General features: G+C 65.0%; 13 protein-coding genes and 1 riboswitch. Of the genes, 11 read left to right on the plus strand and 2 right to left on the minus strand.

Features of this window, described 5'->3' with window-relative positions; translation table 11 throughout:
* Positions 1-4: 4 nt before the first annotated feature.
* Positions 5-79: riboswitch (S-adenosyl-L-homocysteine riboswitch) on the minus strand.
* Between the two features lie 58 nt (positions 80-137).
* Positions 138-2,159, minus strand: coding sequence for a cache domain-containing protein (locus BJN45_RS00630; RefSeq protein WP_076092446.1), 2,022 nt, complete (start codon positions 2,157-2,159; stop codon positions 138-140).
* Positions 2,156-3,523, minus strand: coding sequence for a sigma-54-dependent transcriptional regulator (locus tag BJN45_RS00635; protein ID WP_076091071.1), 1,368 nt, complete (start codon positions 3,521-3,523; stop codon positions 2,156-2,158). The genes BJN45_RS00630 and BJN45_RS00635 overlap by 4 nt, the downstream gene beginning before the upstream one ends.
* A 65-nt stretch (positions 3,524-3,588) precedes the next feature.
* Between BJN45_RS00635 and BJN45_RS00640 the strand changes: the two genes are divergently transcribed.
* The 11 genes from BJN45_RS00640 (at position 3,589) to selB (ending at position 17,114) form a co-directional block, all read left to right on the plus strand.
* Positions 3,589-3,942 carry a DsrE/DsrF/TusD sulfur relay family protein gene (locus tag BJN45_RS00640; RefSeq protein WP_076091073.1) on the plus strand — a complete coding sequence of 118 codons (354 nt, stop codon included), beginning with the start codon at positions 3,589-3,591 and terminating at the stop codon, positions 3,940-3,942.
* Between the two features lie 52 nt (positions 3,943-3,994).
* Complete coding sequence (locus BJN45_RS00645; RefSeq protein WP_076091075.1) at positions 3,995-5,341, plus strand: DEAD/DEAH box helicase; 1,347 nt, start codon at positions 3,995-3,997, stop codon at positions 5,339-5,341.
* A 180-nt stretch (positions 5,342-5,521) separates the two neighbouring features.
* Positions 5,522-8,587: a formate dehydrogenase-N subunit alpha gene (fdnG, locus tag BJN45_RS00655; protein WP_139326262.1), complete on the plus strand. Its 3,066-nt coding sequence runs from the start codon at positions 5,522-5,524 to the stop codon at positions 8,585-8,587.
* 12 nt (positions 8,588-8,599) lie between these two features.
* Complete coding sequence (gene fdxH / locus BJN45_RS00660) at positions 8,600-9,496, plus strand: formate dehydrogenase subunit beta (protein WP_076091081.1); 897 nt, start codon at positions 8,600-8,602, stop codon at positions 9,494-9,496.
* Positions 9,493-10,113: a formate dehydrogenase subunit gamma gene (locus tag BJN45_RS00665; RefSeq protein ID WP_076091083.1), complete on the plus strand. Its 621-nt coding sequence runs from the start codon at positions 9,493-9,495 to the stop codon at positions 10,111-10,113. Before fdxH ends, BJN45_RS00665 begins: the two co-directional genes overlap by 4 nt.
* Before the next feature lie 88 nt (positions 10,114-10,201).
* A complete protein-coding gene (gene fdhE / locus BJN45_RS00670; RefSeq protein ID WP_076091085.1) occupies positions 10,202-11,107 on the plus strand; it encodes a formate dehydrogenase accessory protein FdhE in 906 nt (301 codons plus the stop codon).
* Positions 11,108-11,151: 44 nt separating this feature from the next.
* Positions 11,152-12,561 carry an L-seryl-tRNA(Sec) selenium transferase gene (gene selA, locus BJN45_RS00675; RefSeq protein WP_076091087.1) on the plus strand — a complete coding sequence of 470 codons (1,410 nt, stop codon included), beginning with the start codon at positions 11,152-11,154 and terminating at the stop codon, positions 12,559-12,561.
* Between the two features lie 132 nt (positions 12,562-12,693).
* Positions 12,694-14,028: an FAD-dependent oxidoreductase gene (locus tag BJN45_RS00680; RefSeq protein ID WP_076091088.1), complete on the plus strand. Its 1,335-nt coding sequence runs from the start codon at positions 12,694-12,696 to the stop codon at positions 14,026-14,028.
* Positions 14,029-14,123: 95 nt separating this feature from the next.
* The gene (locus BJN45_RS00685; protein ID WP_076092448.1) at positions 14,124-14,675 is read left to right on the plus strand and encodes a flavodoxin family protein; all 552 of its coding nucleotides are present in this window, start codon (positions 14,124-14,126) and stop codon (positions 14,673-14,675) included.
* Positions 14,676-14,685: 10 nt separating this feature from the next.
* The gene (locus tag BJN45_RS00690) at positions 14,686-15,240 is read left to right on the plus strand and encodes a dihydrofolate reductase family protein (protein WP_076091090.1); all 555 of its coding nucleotides are present in this window, start codon (positions 14,686-14,688) and stop codon (positions 15,238-15,240) included.
* Positions 15,237-17,114, plus strand: a complete 1,878-nt coding sequence (gene selB / locus BJN45_RS00695) for a selenocysteine-specific translation elongation factor (protein WP_076091092.1) — start codon at positions 15,237-15,239, stop codon at positions 17,112-17,114. Before BJN45_RS00690 ends, selB begins: the two co-directional genes overlap by 4 nt.
* The last annotated feature ends 5 nt before the right edge of the window (positions 17,115-17,119 follow it).

Raw genomic sequence — 17,119 nt, forward strand, 5'->3', positions numbered from 1 at the left:
TTCGGGTTTGCGAGCGCCGTTGATCATTGCCGAGCCTGGCCCCATTTTATTCAAAGTGGTCGCAGCGCTCCTCGGCAGGGGGTGAAGTGTAGCGGTCGACGGCCCGAAAGCCAAGTTTTCCCTGCAAAAACAGTCGCTCAGCCCAGCGGTTCGCAGCGCAGCCAGAGGGTGAACACGGCTCCGCCGCCGGCCGGACAGTCCACGGTGATCCTTCCGTCGTAGCGTTCGACCAGCGATTTGCTGACCCACAGGCCGAGCCCGTGGCCGCCGGGTTTGTGGGCGGTGTAGAACGGCTCGAACAGATGTTCGCGGTCGGCGGCGGGAATGCCGGGGCCGCTGTCGGTAACCAGCAGGCGCAGGCCGATCGGCATGTCGGCCTCATCCCAGTCCTCGACCTTCAGCCCCAGCGTGCCGCCGTCCGGCATGGCCTGAATGGCGTTGGCCATCAGGTTGATGACGACCTGCTGCAGTTCGTTCTTGTTGCAGGTGACCAGGCGGTTCGATTCGATTGTCTGCTCGATGGCGATGTTGCCCTGGCGCAGCAGGTGGCCGATCAGCAACAGGCAGTCGTGCACCAGTTGGGTGGCGCCGACCGGTTCGAGATAGCCGACGTATTCCTGCGGTCGCGCGAACTGCAGCAGTTTGGCGACGATCAGCCGGATGCGATGGACCTGGTCGAGGATCAGGCGCAGTTCGGGTTCGACCGGTTTGGCGTGCTCACCGAGCACTTCGCGAGCCATTTCGAGATTGCCCTGGATGACGGCGATGGGGTTGTTGATCTCGTGCGCGACGCCTGCGGTCAACTGGCCGATGGCGGCCATTTTCTCGTTGATGATCAGCTTGCCCTGGGTCGCGCGCAAGTTGGCCAGTGCATCCTGCAGTTCGGCGGTGCGCTGGGCGACCATGCCGTCGAGCGATTCACCCCAGCGTTGCAGCGCCAGTGCCTGGGCCTGCTGGCGTTCGAGCAGGCGGTCGAAATGGCGGGCCAGTTCGCCGATCTCGTCGGCATTGTCCACCGGGCCAACGCGACTGTCGGTTTGCCCGGCTTCGATGGCGTTCATCGTCGTGTGCATGCGTTCGATCGGCCGGAACACCCGGCGCGCCCAGAGCACGGCAAACACCGCCGCCAGCAGCATGGCCAGCGCAAACAGCGCGATGATGCCGAACAGCGCGGATCTGCGGGCATCGGCGAAGGGTTTTTCCAGGAAGCCGACATAGAGCATGCCGACCCGCTCGCCGCGGCTGTCAACCAGCGGCCGGTAGCCGGAGAAATACCAGTCCTGGACGACGAAGGCCCGGTCCAGCCAGGTTTTGCCCTCGCCGAGCACGGTATCGCGTACCGCTTGCGAGACGCGCGTGCCGATCGCCCGGCTGCCTTCGAACAGGCGGACATTGGTGGCAACCCGTACATCGCCGAGGAACAGCGTGGCGGTGCCGACGCTGTCGAGCATCAGTTCGCCGTCGGGATAGACGATTTCGTTCAGCCGGTCGATGAATTCCAGATTGCCGTTGAGCAATACACCGCCGGCCAGCACACCGACGATGCGGCCGTTGCCGTCGCGCACCGGCGCCGCGCCATGGACCACCAGGCCACGCTCCTCGGCGTGGCGCGGGTCGGGCGCGGCGTTGCGGGTTGGCAGCAGCGGCGTGTGGGCACGCTGGGCCAGGCGCGGGTCGAGGGCGAACAGGTCGGCCGAGGAAAAGATGTCGCTCTCGGTGCGCGACTGCCCCTGCAACGCGCTGTCGACCACCGGCCAGCCCTTGAAGCAGGGGGCCTCGCGGTAGCCACGGGCGCAGCCGCTGGTGTCGAGCAGATGCAGGAAATCCAGTTTCAGGCGGGCTTTTTCGCCGAGCAGCCACTGATGGAGATCGGCGGGCGGCTTGCCTGGTTTAGCAGACAACTGCCCGGCCAGGCGTGACGACGCGGCCAGGCTGTCCACGGCGGTGCCGATGCCGGCACTGACCCGTTCGTAGTAGCTGTTGGCGATGCCCAGATCGGCGCCGACCTTGGCCACCAGCAGCCGGTCAAGGTAGCCGCTGCCCCAGTTGGCCAGCGTGATCAGCAGCAGCGGCAGGACGACGCCGAGCGGCAGCAACGCCAGGCCCAGCAGTCGCCGGCGGATCGACTCGGTCTTGCCGGTGGGCGGGGATGCGTTCAATCGCAGCCCCAGGCGGTGCACTTGCGCTCCAGCGTCTTGCGCGAAATGCCGAGTTGGCGGGCGGCTTCCGATTTGTTGCCGTGGCACGCCTGCAGCGTCGCCAGGATGTGGCGCTTCTCGACGGCTTCCAGCGTTTCGGCCGAGCCGGCACTGTCGCTGCCCGGGCTGTCGTCATCGGGGCCGAGATCGAACCAGCCGAGGATCAGCGAGCGCTCGATGAAGTTGCGCAGTTCGCGCACGTTGCCCGGCCAATCGTAGGCGGCCATGCGGGCGAGGGCGCGCGGCGTCAGGTCGAGCGGCGGCACGTTCAGCGCCTGGGCCATCGCGACGATGAAATGGCGGGCCAGCAGTTCGATGTCGTCGGGCCGCTCGCGTAGCGGCGGCAGGCTGAGTTCGACGACCTGCAGCCGGTAATAGAGATCCTGGCGGAAACGCTGGTGGGCGACATCGTCCTTGAGGTCGCGGTTGGTGGCGGCGATGACGCGCACGTCGACGGGGATTTCCTGCTCCGAGCCGACCGGCCGAATGCGTCTTTCCTCAAGCACGCGCAGCAGTTTGGCCTGGGCGGCGGCGGGCATTTCCGCCACTTCGTCGAGGAAGATCGTGCCGCCCTGGGCGTAGTAGAACAGGCCCTCACGCGCGCTCTGGGCGCCGGTGAAGGCACCCTTGACGTGGCCGAACAGTTCGGACTCGATCAACTCGGCAGCGATCGCCGCACAGTTGATCGGCACGAAGGGGCCGTCGTGACGCGGGCTCATCCGGTGCAGCGCGCGCGCGGCGATTTCCTTGCCGGTGCCGGATTCGCCGGTCAGCAGCACGGTGGCGTTGGTCGGCGCGATGCGTTTCAGGCGTTCGCAAACGCCTTGCATGGCGTCGGACTGGCAAATCACGCCGTCGACCGCGGTTGAGCGTTCCTCGATTTCGCGGCGCAGCACGAAGTTTTCCCGGCGCAGGCGCGAGCGTTCGAAGCAGCGGGCGACGCCGTTGAGCATCTGGGCGACCGAGAAGGGCTTGAGCAGGAAGTCGGAGGCACCGGCGCGCAGTGCGTCGATGGCGGTGTCGAGGTCGGCATAGGCGGTGATCAGGATGACGTCGCCGGCAAAGCCGTCGTCGCGCAGGTCGTGCAGCCATTCGATGCCCGAGCGGCCGGGCAGCGAGATGTCGAGGACGATCAGGTCGTACAGCCGGCGGCGCAGCAGGGGCACCGCCTGCTCGACGCTGCCGGCGGTATCGACCCGGCCATAGCGCTGGGCCAGCGCCCGCTGCAGGAAGCTGATCATGCCCGGTTCGTCGTCGACGACGAGCACCGAGAACTGCTGTTGTGGCGACGATGCATTGCCGTCGGCCAATGATTTTTCTTCCATGAATTTCTCCGCGTATCCTGCATCATCGCAAACCTGTGCCTTTTGAAGCAATTGGAGAAAACCGCATGCAGAAAATCCTCATCATCATTCACGCCCCGCCCTACGGTAGCGAACGCTGCCTGTCCGCACTGCGTCTGGCCACCGCGCTGGCCGGGCACGACGACAAACCGGCGGTCAGCATTTTCCTGATGTCCGACGCGACGGTACTGGGTCTGCCCGGGCAGATCGATGGCGCGGGCAACGGCCTGCAGGGCATGGTCGAGACGCTGCTCGGCCTCGGCGTCGATTTCCGCCTGTGCCGGACCTGTGCGCTGGCGCGCGGCCTGGGCGATTTGCCGCTGATTCCGGGAACGAGCATCGGCACGCTGGTTGAACTGGCGGAAGCCACGCTGGCAGCGGACAAGGTGATCACTTTCTGAGGTCTTGCGGTCAACGGGGTAAAATCGCGGTTTTTCAAGAGATTGCGATTCCATGACCTTTGCCGAACTGGGCCTTGCCGCCCCGCTGTTGCAGGCGCTCGAAACCCTCGGTTACAAGACGCCGACGCCGGTCCAGCACCAGGCCATTCCGCCGGTGCTGGCCGGCCGCGACCTGATGGCGGCGGCGCAGACCGGCACCGGCAAGACCGCCGCCTTCGCGCTGCCGCTGCTGCACAAACTGGCTGCTGACGGCAAGAAGGTCGGCAGCAACTCCATCCGGGCGCTGGTGCTGGTGCCGACGCGCGAACTTGCCGAGCAGGTCAACGCCAGTTTCCGCGAATACGGTCAGGGGCTGTCGGTCAGTTCCTATGCGGCCTACGGCGGCGTCAGCATCAATCCGCAGATGATGCGCCTGCGTCGTGGCGTCGATGTGCTGGTGGCGACACCCGGCCGCCTGCTCGACCTGTTCCGGCAGAACGCGCTGAAGTTCCGCGACCTGCAGATCCTGGTGCTCGACGAAGCCGACCGCATGCTCGACCTCGGCTTCTCCGCCGAACTGGATACGCTGTTCATGGCGCTGCCGAAGAAGCGGCAGACGCTGCTGTTCTCGGCGACCTTTTCCGAGGAAATCCGCAACATGGCGCGCTCCCGCCTGCGCGATCCGCAGACGGTCGAGGCCGGCCCGCGCAGCGTCACGGTCAAGGCGGTGAAGCAGTGGGTGGTGCCGGTCGACAAGAAGCGCAAGACCGAGCTGTTCCTGTTCATGCTCAAGGACCGCAAGTGGGGTCAGGTGCTGGCCTTCGTCAAGACCAAGAAGAGCGCCGACGACCTGGTCGCCCGGCTGTTGGCGAAGAAGATTGCCGCCGATGCGATTCACGGCGACCGGCCGCAGGCCTCGCGCCAGCGCGCACTGGAAAGCTTCAAGGCGGGCGAGGTGCAGATTCTCGTCGCCACCGACGTGGCCGCACGCGGGCTGGATATCGACGACCTGCCGCAGGTGGTCAATATCGACCTGCCGATCGTCGCCGAGGATTACGTACACCGCATCGGCCGGACCGGCCGGGCCGGCGCTACCGGCGAGGCGATCTCGCTGGTCTGTGCCGACGAGGCACCGCTGCTGGCCGCCATCGAGGTGCTGATCAAGCAGGTGCTGAGCCGCGAGGAAGAGCCGGGTTTCGAACCGGATCACCGCGTGCCGGCGACCAATGGCGTGATCGCGGCGCCGAAGCGCCCGAAGAAGCCCAAGCTTGGTCGGGCCAGCGGCGCCCCGGGCAACTGGGTGGGCTACGACGATTACACGCTGGGCGACAAACCGGTACGGCGCGGTACTGGTCAGCCGATCGTGCGGTCGACCCCGCTCGCCGGCAAAAAACCACCGATCAAGCCGCGCGGGCGCTGAGGGCAGTAAACCGGGCTGGGACATTTTGTCCATTGGTTGTTTGCCGCGGACAAAATGTCCCACTTTCCACCAAGGGCGGGATGGTCGATTACTGATCGTTCAATGACTTGGCTGTAATGGCATGGTCGTTGCAGTGGTTTTCCCTTGCGACATGGCGTCGCATTCAGGAGGAAAAACACAATGAACATGAACAGGCGGCAGTTCTTCAAGGTCTGCTCCGCCGGGCTAGGGGGGTCGTCCATCGCGCTGATGGGATTCTCACCGACCGCAGCCCTCGCGGAAGTACGCACCTTCAAGCTGGCCCGCGCCACCGAAACACGGAACATCTGTCCGTACTGCTCGGTGTCCTGCGGTGTCCTTATCTACTCGACCGGGGATAAATCCAAGAATTCCCAGTCCGAGATCATCCATATCGAAGGCGACCCGGATAATCCGGTCAATCGCGGAACGCTGTGCCCGAAGGGTGCCGGTCTGCGCGACATGATCCAGAGCGAAAACCGGCTGAAGTGGCCGGAAGTCCGCGAAGCCGGTGCCAGCGAATGGAAGCGCATTTCCTGGAACGAAGCGTTCGACCGTATCGCCAAGCACATGAAGGCGGACCGCGATGCCAACTTCGTTGCCCAGAACGCCGACGGCCTGACTGTCAATCGCTGGCCGACCACCGGTTTCCTGGTTTCATCCGCCTCGCAGAACGAAGCGGGCTATCTGACCGTCAAGACGCTTCGCGCGCTCGGCATTACCAGCCTCGACACCCAGGCTCGCATTTGACACTCCCCTACGGTGGCCAGTCTGGCTCCGAGTTTCGGGCGTGGTGCGATGACCAACCATTGGGTGGACATCAAGAACGCTGATCTGGTTTTTGTCATGGGCGGCAACCCCGCTGAAGCGCATCCATGCGGCTTCAAGTGGGCGATCGAAGCCAAGAAAAACCGCAAGGCCAAGCTCGTGGTTGTTGACCCGCGCTTCAACCGTACCGCGTCGGTGGCCGATTACTACGCGCCGATCCGTTCCGGCTCCGACATCGCCTTCCTCGGCGGCGTCATCAACTACCTGTTGTCCAACGACAAGATCCATCACGAGTACGTGAAGGCGTATACCAACGCGTCCTTCCTGATCGATGGCGGCTTTGGTTTCGAGGACGGCATCTTCACCGGCTACAACGAGGAAAAGCGCAGCTACGACAAGTCCACCTGGAAATACCAGATGGGCGACGACGGCTTCGCCAAAGTCGACGAGACCCTGCAGGACCCGCGCTGTGCTTTCCAGATGATGAAAGCGCACTATTCCCGCTACACGCCGGAAATGGTGAGCCAGGTCTGCGGCACACCGAAGGATGCGTTCCTGAAAGTGTGCGAATACATCGCGTCGACCGCAGCAGCGGACAAGACGATGACCAGCCTGTACGCGCTGGGCTGGACCGAGCATTCGGTCGGTTCGCAGAACATCCGCTGCATGGCCATCATCCAGCAACTGCTCGGCAACATGGGTATGGCCGGTGGCGGCATCGGGGCATTGCGCGGTCACGCCAACGTCCAGGGCATCACCGACATGTGCGCCTACGCGCAGAACCTGCCGGGTTACCTGAAGGCACCGACCGACGCCGACAAGGATCGGGCGAGCTACCTGGCTTCGCGTACGCCGAAGGCGCTGCGGCCGAACCAGATGAACTTCCCGCAGAACTTCCCCAAGTGGTTCACCAGCCTGTGCAAGGCCTGGTGGGGAGATGCGGCAACGGCCGAGAACGACTTCGCCTACGACTACCTGCCCAAGCTGGGCGGTGCGTCGGACACGCTGTCGATCTTCAATGCGATGTACGAAGGCAAGATCAACGGCTTCTTCTGTCAGGGCTTCAACCCGCTGGCCTCGGTGCCGAACAAGCGCAAGGTCGGTGATGGTCTGGCCAAGCTGAAGTATCTGGTCATCATCGATCCGCTGGCGACCGACACGTCCGAGTTCTGGAAGCCGCACGGCGAGTTCAATGACGTCAAGCCGGCCGAAATTCAGACCGAGGTTTTCCGTCTGCCGACGTCGCTGTTCGCCGAAACTTCCGGCACCTTCACCAACTCCGGACGCGTCATCCAGTGGCGCTGGAAGGCGGCGGAAGCACCGGGCGATTCGAAGGACGACACCGAGATCATCGCCAACCTGTTCCTGCGCCTCAAGGCCATGTACGCCAAGGAAGGCGGCGCCTTTGCCGATCCCATCCTGAAGCTGACCTGGAACTACACGCAGCCACTGAAGCCGTCTTCGGAAGAGTTGCTGCGCGAGATCAACGGCAAGGCGATCAGCGATGTGCTCGATCCCAAGGATCCGACCAAGGTGCTGGTCAAGGCCGGCGAGCAGTTGCCGAGCTTTGCCTTCCTCCGCGATGACGGTTCGACGGCGTGCGGCAACTGGATCTACTCCGGTGTCTGGCCGCAGGCTGGCAACCTTTCGGCACGGCGCGACAACAGCGATCCGTCCGGCCTCGGCCAGACGCTGAACTGGGGCTTCGCCTGGCCAGTCAACCGGCGCATCCTGTACAACCGTGCTTCGGCGGATCCGTCCGGCAAGCCGTGGGATGCCAAGCGGACGGTGCTGAAATGGACCGGTTCGGCCTGGGCTGGCAACGACATTCCCGATATGCGTCCGAACGCGGCACCGGAAGAAATGGTGATGCCGTTCATCATGAATCCGGAAGGTGTAGCCCGTCTGTTCGCCCGCGACATGCTGGCCGAAGGTCCGTTCCCGGAGCACTACGAGCCGTTCGAAAGCCCGCTGGACAACAACCCGATGCACCCGAACAACCCCAAGGCCAAGTCGAATCCGGCCGCGCGGGTGTACAAGGGCGACATGGAAGCGTTCGGCACGGCCAAGGACTTCCCGTACGTGGCGACTACCTACCGCCTGACCGAGCATTTCCACTACTGGACCAAGCAGAGTCGCATCAACGCGATCATGCAGCCGGAACAGTTCGTTGAAATTGGTGAGGAACTGGCGAAGGAGAAGGGCATCGTTGCCGGCGACCGGATCAAGATCCGCTCCAACCGCGGTTTCATCAAGGCGGTGGCGGTGGTGACCAAGCGCATCAAGGCACTGGATGTGGACGGCAAGAAGGTGCACACCGTCGGCATTCCGATTCACTTCGGTTTCAAGGGGGCGACGAAGCCTGGCTTCATCACCAACACCCTGACCCCGTTCGTGGGTGACGCCAATGTGCAGACGCCGGAGTTCAAGGCGTTCCTGGTCAACATCGAGAAAGCGTAAGGGAGAGCTGATATGGCACTGCAATCGCTAGACATCAAACAGCGCTCCGCGACGACGACGCCCTCCACGCAAGTGCGGGAAACGATCGAAATCGCCAAGCTCATCGACGTTTCCGCCTGCATCGGCTGCAAGGCGTGTCAGGTGGCCTGCTCGGAGTGGAACGACATCCGCGACGAAGTCGGCAACTGCCACGGCGTCTACGACAACCCGATGGATCTGTCGGCGAAGTCGTGGACGGTGATGCGCTATACCGAGGTCGAGCAGGACAACAAGCTGGAGTGGCTGATCCGCAAGGACGGCTGCATGCACTGCGCTGATCCAGGTTGTTTGAAGGCTTGTCCGGCCCCGGGCGCGATCATCCAGTACAGCAACGGCATCGTCGATTTCCACCAGGAAAACTGCATCGGCTGCGGCTACTGCGTCACCGGCTGTCCGTTCAATGTCCCGCGCATCTCCAAGGAAGACAGCAAGGCCTACAAGTGCTCGCTGTGTTCCGACCGGGTCGCGGTCAACCAGGCCCCGGCCTGCGTCAAGGCGTGCCCGACCGGTGCGATCCAGTTCGGTTCGAAGGAGGACATGAAGGATTACGCCGCCAAGCGCGTCGAGGATCTCAAGGAACGTGGCTACGACCAGGCGGGGCTGTACGACCCGCAGGGTGTCGGTGGTACGCACGTGATGTACGTGCTGCATCACGCCGACAAGCCTGACCTGTATGCCGGCCTGCCGGCCAATCCGTCGATCAGCCCGCTGGTCGCGCTGTGGAAGGGCTTTGCCAAGCCTCTCGCCACCCTGGCCCTGGCCGGTGTTGCGCTGGGCAGCCTGTTCCACTACGTGACCAAGGGTCCGAACGAGGTCTCCAAGGAGATCGAGGACGAGATTGAGCGTGAAGACAAGGAGGAAGCAAAATGATCCGCGATCCCAAGGACCTCAAGCGCTACACGGCGTCGGAACGGGCCAATCACTGGGTGGTGGGCATCAGCTTCATCCTGCTCGCCCTCTCTGGACTGGCCTTCTTTCACCCGGCGTTCTTCCCGCTGACGCAACTGTTCGGCGGCCCGGTGTGGACCCGTATCCTGCACCCCTACCTGGGGGTGATCATGGCCATCGGGTTCATCGTCATGTTCTTCCGCTTCAAGCACCTGAACAAGATGACGCCGGCGGACAAGGAGTGGCTGAGCAAGGTCGACCAGATGGTCGACGGCGACGACCACAACATGCCGGAGCAGGGCAAGTACAACGGCGGCCAGAAGGTGATGTTCTGGGCACTGGCCATCAGCATGCTGCTGATGATCCTGTCCGGCATCGTCATCTGGCGGGCCTGGTTCGACCTGCCGGTGGACATCGTCCGTCTCGGCGCCGTCGTCCATGCCGCTGCCGGTGCCGTGATGATCGGTCTGATCATGGTGCACGTCTATGCCGCCATCTGGGTCAAGGGCACCATCCGCGCCATGTGGTACGGCACGGTCACCCGCGCCTGGGCCAAGCAGCATCACCGTGGCTGGTACCGTCAGATGACCGGCAAGTAAGCCCGCCCGGTTTGTATTGATTTGCTTTTCCTTGCGTTACAGGGGCTCTGCAGGGAACATCCTGCATCCCCTCTTTTTTCGAGTCCTCATGCAAAGCCAACCGATCGATTTTCATCCGCCGGCGGAAGAAGCCGCGGCTTTCCTGTTGCCGGTGACGGCCAGCCTGTTTGCCGACCGTGCCGACCGTTTCGACGCGCTCGCCGTCGGCCACAGCCTGGGTGACTGGCTGGTTTTCCTCGGTCAGTTGAGCCGGGCCCAGCAGTCAGCCCTGAATGCCTTGCCCGAACTGCCGCTGCCCGATGTCGCATCGCTGGAACAGGCGCGTGTGCACGGCATGCCGCCGCTGAATGTGGCCAACTGTCCGGCAGCCTGGCGCGATGCGCTGCGCCGGATTGCCGGCGAACTCGCCGCACAGGCCCCCGACACCGCCGCCAGCGTGCTGGCGACCCTGGCGGCCGCCGACGATGCCCGCCTCGACCAGCTGGCCGATGCGCTGTTGAGCGGCGAACCGGCCGCCGGCGATGTCGCCGAGTTGCCCTTCGTCGCGGCGGCGCTGCAGGTCGTCTTCACCCGCCTGGCCAGCCAGTTCGACGCCAGCCAGCTGCAGCCGCTCGACGCCCACGGCGTCTGCCCGTGCTGCGGCAGCCCGGCGGTCGCCAGCGTCGTCCGTCTGGGCGCGGCGATCAACAACCTGCGTTATCTGCACTGCAGCCTGTGCAACAGCGAGTGGAACGTCGCCCGCGCCACTTGCACGACCTGCGATACCGACCAGCAGGTCGCGCTGCAGGAACTGGAAGGCAGCAAGGGAGCGGTCCGTGCCGAGACCTGCGATGCCTGCAAGAGCTATCTGAAGATCGTCTACCAGGACAAGGACCCGAACGTCGATCCGGTGGCCGACGACCTCGCCACGCTGGCGCTCGACATGCTCGTCAACGAAGCCGGCTACGAGCGTAGCGGTCCCAATCTGCTGCTCATTGGCGCCTATAGCGGCTGATCCAGCCTTTTTCTCAACCTTTCTGCCCGGTCCGGGTGAAGGCCATGAACGAAAATTCCAGCGAAGTTTCCCGTCTGCCCGCGGTCGACCGCGTCCTCAAGCAACTCCCGGATCTGATCGAGGCGCACGGTCGCCAGCCGGTGACCGCCTGCGTCCGCGCCGAGCTGGCCGCTGCCCGCGAAGGCGCGAAGCACGGACTGCCCTTGCCCGATGAGGCGACGCTGCTTGTCGCCATCCACCGCCGTGCCGAAGCCGCCGCCCGCGCCAATCTGCGGCCGGTGTTCAACCTGACCGGTACCGTGCTGCACACCAACCTCGGCCGCGCGCTGTTGTCCGAAGAGGCCATCGCGCTGATGGTCGAGGCGGCGCGTTCGCCGTGTGCGCTTGAATACGACCTTGCTTCGGGCGGGCGCGGTGACCGCGACGATCTGGTGTCCGGCCTGCTTGCCGAACTGGTCGCCGGTGGTTCGCCAGAGATTGCGGCAACCATCGTCAACAACAACGCCGCCGCCGTGCTGCTGACGCTGAACGCGCTGGCCCAGGGCAAGGAGGCGGTGGTCTCGCGCGGTGAACTGGTCGAGATCGGCGGCGCCTTCCGCGTCCCCGACGTGATGCGTCGGGCGCAGGTGAAGCTGGTCGAAATCGGCACCACCAACCGCACGCACGCCAGGGACTATGCCGAGGCCATCGGCGCGAAGACGGCGCTGCTGATGAAGGTGCATACCAGCAATTACGTGGTCACCGGCTTCACTGCTGCGGTCGACGAGAAGGAAGTGGCAAAAATCGCCCACGATGCCGGGCTGCCGTTCGTTGTCGATCTCGGCAGCGGCACGCTGACCGATTTCGCCGCCCTCGGCCTGCCACCCGAGCCGACGCCGCAGCAGGCGCTGGCGGCCGGTGCCGACATCGTCACCTTCTCCGGCGACAAGCTGCTCGGCGGTCCACAGGCCGGGCTGATCGTCGGCCGCAAGGACCTGATCGCGAAGATCAAGAAAAACCCGCTGAAGCGCGCGCTGCGCGTCGGCAAGACGACGCTCGCCGCGCTGGAAGCAACGCTGCGCCTGTACCGTGACCCCGACCGCCTTACCGAACGCCTGCCGACCTTGCGCCTGCTGACCCGGCCGCTGACCGACATCGCCGCCCTCGGCGAGCGCCTGCTGCCGGCAGTGCAGGCCGCCGTCGGCGTATCATTCGCCGTCTCGGTCGAGGACTGCAGCAGCCAGATCGGCAGCGGTGCGTTGCCGGTCGAACGCCTGGCGTCGCAGGCGCTGGTCTTGCGGTCGACGGCCAAAAAACCGGGAAAAATGCTGTCGACCGTAGAATCCGCGTTCCGCGCGCTGCCGCAGCCGGTGATCGGCCATATCCGTGACGATGCCTTCCGGCTCGACCTGCGCTGTCTGGAAACGAAGGATGAAGCGCGCTTCGTCGCGCAACTGCATGCATTGAAGCTTTGATTTTTCCGGAAATGACCTGGTGTGGCGGTCCGCGTACCGCCCGTCATTCCCGACCCCCGGCGCCGTCAGGCGCCACCCTGTAAATCCGGGCATCTCCGTGCCTGGATGGTTCATTCCAATGGAGACGACAACATGAGTTTCAACCGCCGACAATTCCTCGCCGCCGGCGCGGCACTCGGGGCGACGGGCGCCATCGCCGCACCGATCAGCCCGCTGCCTTTCCTGATCCAGATGCAGTCCGACCCGCTGCTGCCGAAAGCAACGGGCAAGCGTGTCGTCATCTGCGGTGGCGGCTGGGGCGGCGTTTCTGCCGCCAAGCACCTGAAACTGCTCGATCCGACGCTCGATGTCGTGCTGCTCGAACGCAATCCGGTGTTCTTCTCGTGCCCGATGAGCAACAAGTGGCTGGTCGACGTCGTCGACACCCAATTCCTGACGCACAGTTATCTCGATGTTGCGCAGAAATACGGCTACACCTTTGTCCAGACCGAAGTCACTGCCTTCGAGCGTGACAAGAAGCGCATCATCACCGCCCAGGGCTGGATCGACTACGACTACCTGATCGTCGGCGCCGGCATCCGCTACAACTACGAAGCCTGGTTCGGCAACGACCGCAAGGCGGCCGACTACACCAAGGCGATGTTCCCGGCAGCCTACATTCCGAATGCCGAGCATTTCCGCCTGAAGCAGAGCATCCAGAACTTCAAGGGCGGCGATCTGGTGATGACGCTGCCGCCGCCGCCGCACCGCTGCCCGCCGTCGCCGTACGAGCGCGCCTGCCTGATCGCCGGCCTGTTCAAGGAGCGCAAGATCAAGGGCAAGATCATCATCCTCGACCCGAAGCCGAGTCCGGCGCCGATCACCGGCGGTTTCCAGGAAGCCTTCAGCGAGCTGTACAAGGACCAGATCGTCTATGTGCCGAAGGCGGTGATCAGCGAGGTCGATCCGTTCAACAAGAAGATCAAGACTGCCGCCGGCGATTTCAGCTTCGACCATTCGATCCTGATGGCCCCGCACCAGGCCGGCGACATGGCCTGGAAGGCCGGCGTCATCGGCAAGAACGACGAAGGCAAGCCGACCGGCTGGGCCGGTGTCGATCCCTTCTTCCTGAACCTGAAGGACGATCCCGACACCTACGTCATCGGCGATGCGGTCGGCGTCGTCTCGCCGCTGTTCCGCTTCTATCCGAAGGCCGGGCACGTCGCCAACGCGCACGCGAAGATCGTCGCCAGGTACATCACCGAGCGGGTCAAGGGGCGCGAACCGAAGTACGCGCTGCCGGACAACCTCTGTTTCATGATGGTCAACACCGCGCCGCGCGAGGACATTGCCGTGCGTTTCAAGTACTGGGTCAACGACAAGGGCCTGATCGTCCAGGATCAGGACGACGACAACCTGCGCCGTGCCGAACTGGTGACCGAGGACTTTGCCTGGGCCGGCCGGATGTACGAGGACATGTTCGGCTGAGCGCCGGACGGCGGTTTCACGTGAAACCGCTGGGCATGGCGGGCGCGAATGGGCGCCCGCCATGCCAGAATGAGATTTTTGAATTGAAAACCACGATGTCCCGCTTCCTCTTCCTCGACGCCACCACCCGCGAACCCGGCCACACCAGCAACAGCGAAACGCTCGCCCGCCATGCCGCTGCCGCTTTGCCGGCAGATGCCGGGCAGCACTGGCTGCGCCTCGCCGACCTCGACTTGCCGCCCTTCGTCGACCTGCGCCACACCGCCGGCAGCTATCCGCCGCCGACCGGCGACCTGAAGACGCTGCTCGACGAGACCCTGGCCGCCACCGACCTCGTTTTCGTCTCGCCGGTCTACTGGTTCTCGGTGCCGTCGCCGCTGAAGACCTACCTCGACCACTGGAGCGCCTGGCTGCGCGTGCCCGGTGTCGATTTCAAGGCAGCCATGGCCGGCAAGCGGCTGTGGGTGATCGCCACCAGCGGCAACCGCGACAAGGCGCAGCCGATGTTCGACAGCTACCGGCTGTGCGCCGAATTCCTCGCCATGGAATTCCGGCCGCCGCTGTGGGGCAAGGGCGGGGCGCCCGGCGCAGTGCTCGCCGATGGCGAGGCGCTGGCCGCCGCAGCATCCTATTTCCAGCCGGTTTGAGTCGTTGGCGATGCGCGTCTCCGTCTTCATCGCTACCAGTCTCGACGGCTACATCGCCCGAGCGGACGGTTCGCTGGATTGGCTGGAGGTTCAGAATGCCCGTATCCCGCCCGGGGAAGACTGCGGCTACGGTGATTTCATGGCCGATATCGATGTGCTGCTGATGGGGCGCGCGACTTTCGACCAAGTCAGCACCTTTCCCGAATGGCCCTACACCCGGAAGCGAGTGATCGTCCTGTCGCACCGTCCGTTGTCGGGGCCTTATGCGAGTCACGTCGCTCGTCAGGCGGGCGAGCCGAAGGAAATACTGGCCGCGCTGCAGAGCGTGGGCGCTCGCCATATTTACCTGGACGGCGGGCAGACCATTCAGGCCTTTCTGCGCGCCGGTCTGGTGGACGATATGGTCATTACTTGTGTCCCGGTGCTGCTCGGTGGCGGGCGTCGCCTGTTCGGCCAGCTTGCTGCGGATCTGCCGCTGGAAACCCTGTCCAGCCGCAGTTACCCGTTTGGTTTCGTGCAGACCGCCTATCGCGTAGGGCGAGCGAATCCCGGAGGCGAGTCATGATCATCGGCACCGCCGGTCACATCGACCACGGCAAGACGACGCTGGTCAAGGCGCTGACCGGCGTCGACTGTGACCGCCTGAAGGAAGAGAAGGCGCGCGGCATCACCGTCGATCTCGGCTACGCCTACACGCCTACGCTCGGCTTCATCGACGTGCCGGGGCACGAGAAGCTGGTGCACAACATGCTCGCCGGCGCCACCGGCATCGACTTCGCGCTGCTGGTGATCGCCGCCGACGACGGGCCGATGCCGCAGACCCGCGAGCACCTGGAGATCGTCGAACTGCTCGGCATCCGCCAGGGGGCGGTGGCGCTGACCAAGACCGACTGTGTCACGGTCGACCGCGTAGAAACGGCAAAAAGCGAAATCGAAGCCTTGCTCGCGGATACCGCGTTCGCCGGTGCGCCGGTGTTTCCGGTCGCCGCAGTCAGCGGCGAGGGCATTGGCGAACTGCGCACCCATCTGGAAAACGCCGCCGCCGCCAGCGGCGCACACGAGTCGGCCGGGGGGTTCCGGCTGGCCGTGGACCGTTGTTTCACTCTGTCCGGTGCCGGCACCGTCGTCACCGGCACGGCGTTTGCCGGCAGCGTTCGTGTCGGCGATCAGCTGCTGCTGTCGCCCAGCGGCAAGCCGGTGCGCGTACGCAGCCTGCGCGTTCAGGATGCGCAGGCCGAATCCGGCCAGGCCGGGCAGCGCATCGCGCTGGCGCTGGCCGGTATCGAGAAAGGCGAAGTCGAGCGCGGCCAGTGGCTGCTGGCACCGGCACTGCACCGGCCGCTGCGCCGTTTCGATGCGAAGCTGCGGGTGCTCGCTGGGCAGCCGGCGCTGAAGCACTGGACACAGGTGCACCTGCACCTCGGCGCCATTGACGTGCCGGCACGGGTGGCGTTGCTTGGCGCCGACGAAATCCCCCCGGGCGGCGAAAATTGGGCGCAAATCCAGGTTGACCGCGATATCGGCACACTGGCCGGCGACCGCTTCATCCTGCGCGATGCCGCCGCCCGTCACACCATCGCTGGCGGCACGGTGCTCGACATCACGCCGCCGACGCGGCGCAAGTCCAGCCCGGAACGCCTGGCGATGCTGGCGGCGCTGGCTGACTCCGATCCGGCGGTGGCATTGGCACTGGCCGCGCAACAGCAGCCGGCCGGCGTCGACCTGGCGGCGTATGCGCTCAACCGCAATCTCGATGCGGCGGTGATGAGCGCGCTGTGCGCACGGCTGGCACTGCGCGTCGTCGGCGATACGGCCTTCGCGCCGGCTGGCTGGCAGGCGCTGGGTGAGCGCTTGCTCGCTGCGCTGGCAGCGGAACACGAGCGGGCGCCCGACCTCACCGGCGTCGAGCGCGACCGCCTGCGCCGGCTGACGCTGCCGACGCTGGCCCGTCCTGCCTTCGACGCGCTGCTCGGCGAACGCCTGGCCAGCGGCGAGGTAGCCCAGAGCAATGCCTGGCTGCACCTGCCCGGCCATCGCGTCGAACTCGCCGCCGCCGACCGCGACCTGTGGCAGACGCTGCTGCCGCTGCTCGCCGCCGAGCCGTACAACCCGCCGCGTGTACGCGACGTGGCCAGGGCCACCGGCATCGCCGAGGACACCGTGCGTGCGCTGTTCAAGCGCATCGCCCGCCACGGCGAAGCCTGGCCGGTGGCGCAGGATCATTATTTCACCGCTGCCGCCATTGCCGACCTGGCCCAGCGCGTTGCCCTGTTGAATGCGCGCGATGGCTGTGCCCGCGCTGCCCCGTTGCGCGACGAGATCGGCGGCGGGCGAAAAGTCGCCATCCACATCCTCGAATTCTTCGACCGCATCGGCTACACTCGCCGGGTGCGCGACACCCATGTGTTGCGCGGCACCCCGGAGCAATTCGGATCATGAACAAC

This window comes from Azonexus hydrophilus (genome assembly GCF_001956855.1).
GTDB classification, from domain to species: Bacteria; Pseudomonadota; Gammaproteobacteria; order Burkholderiales; family Rhodocyclaceae; genus Azonexus; species Azonexus hydrophilus_A.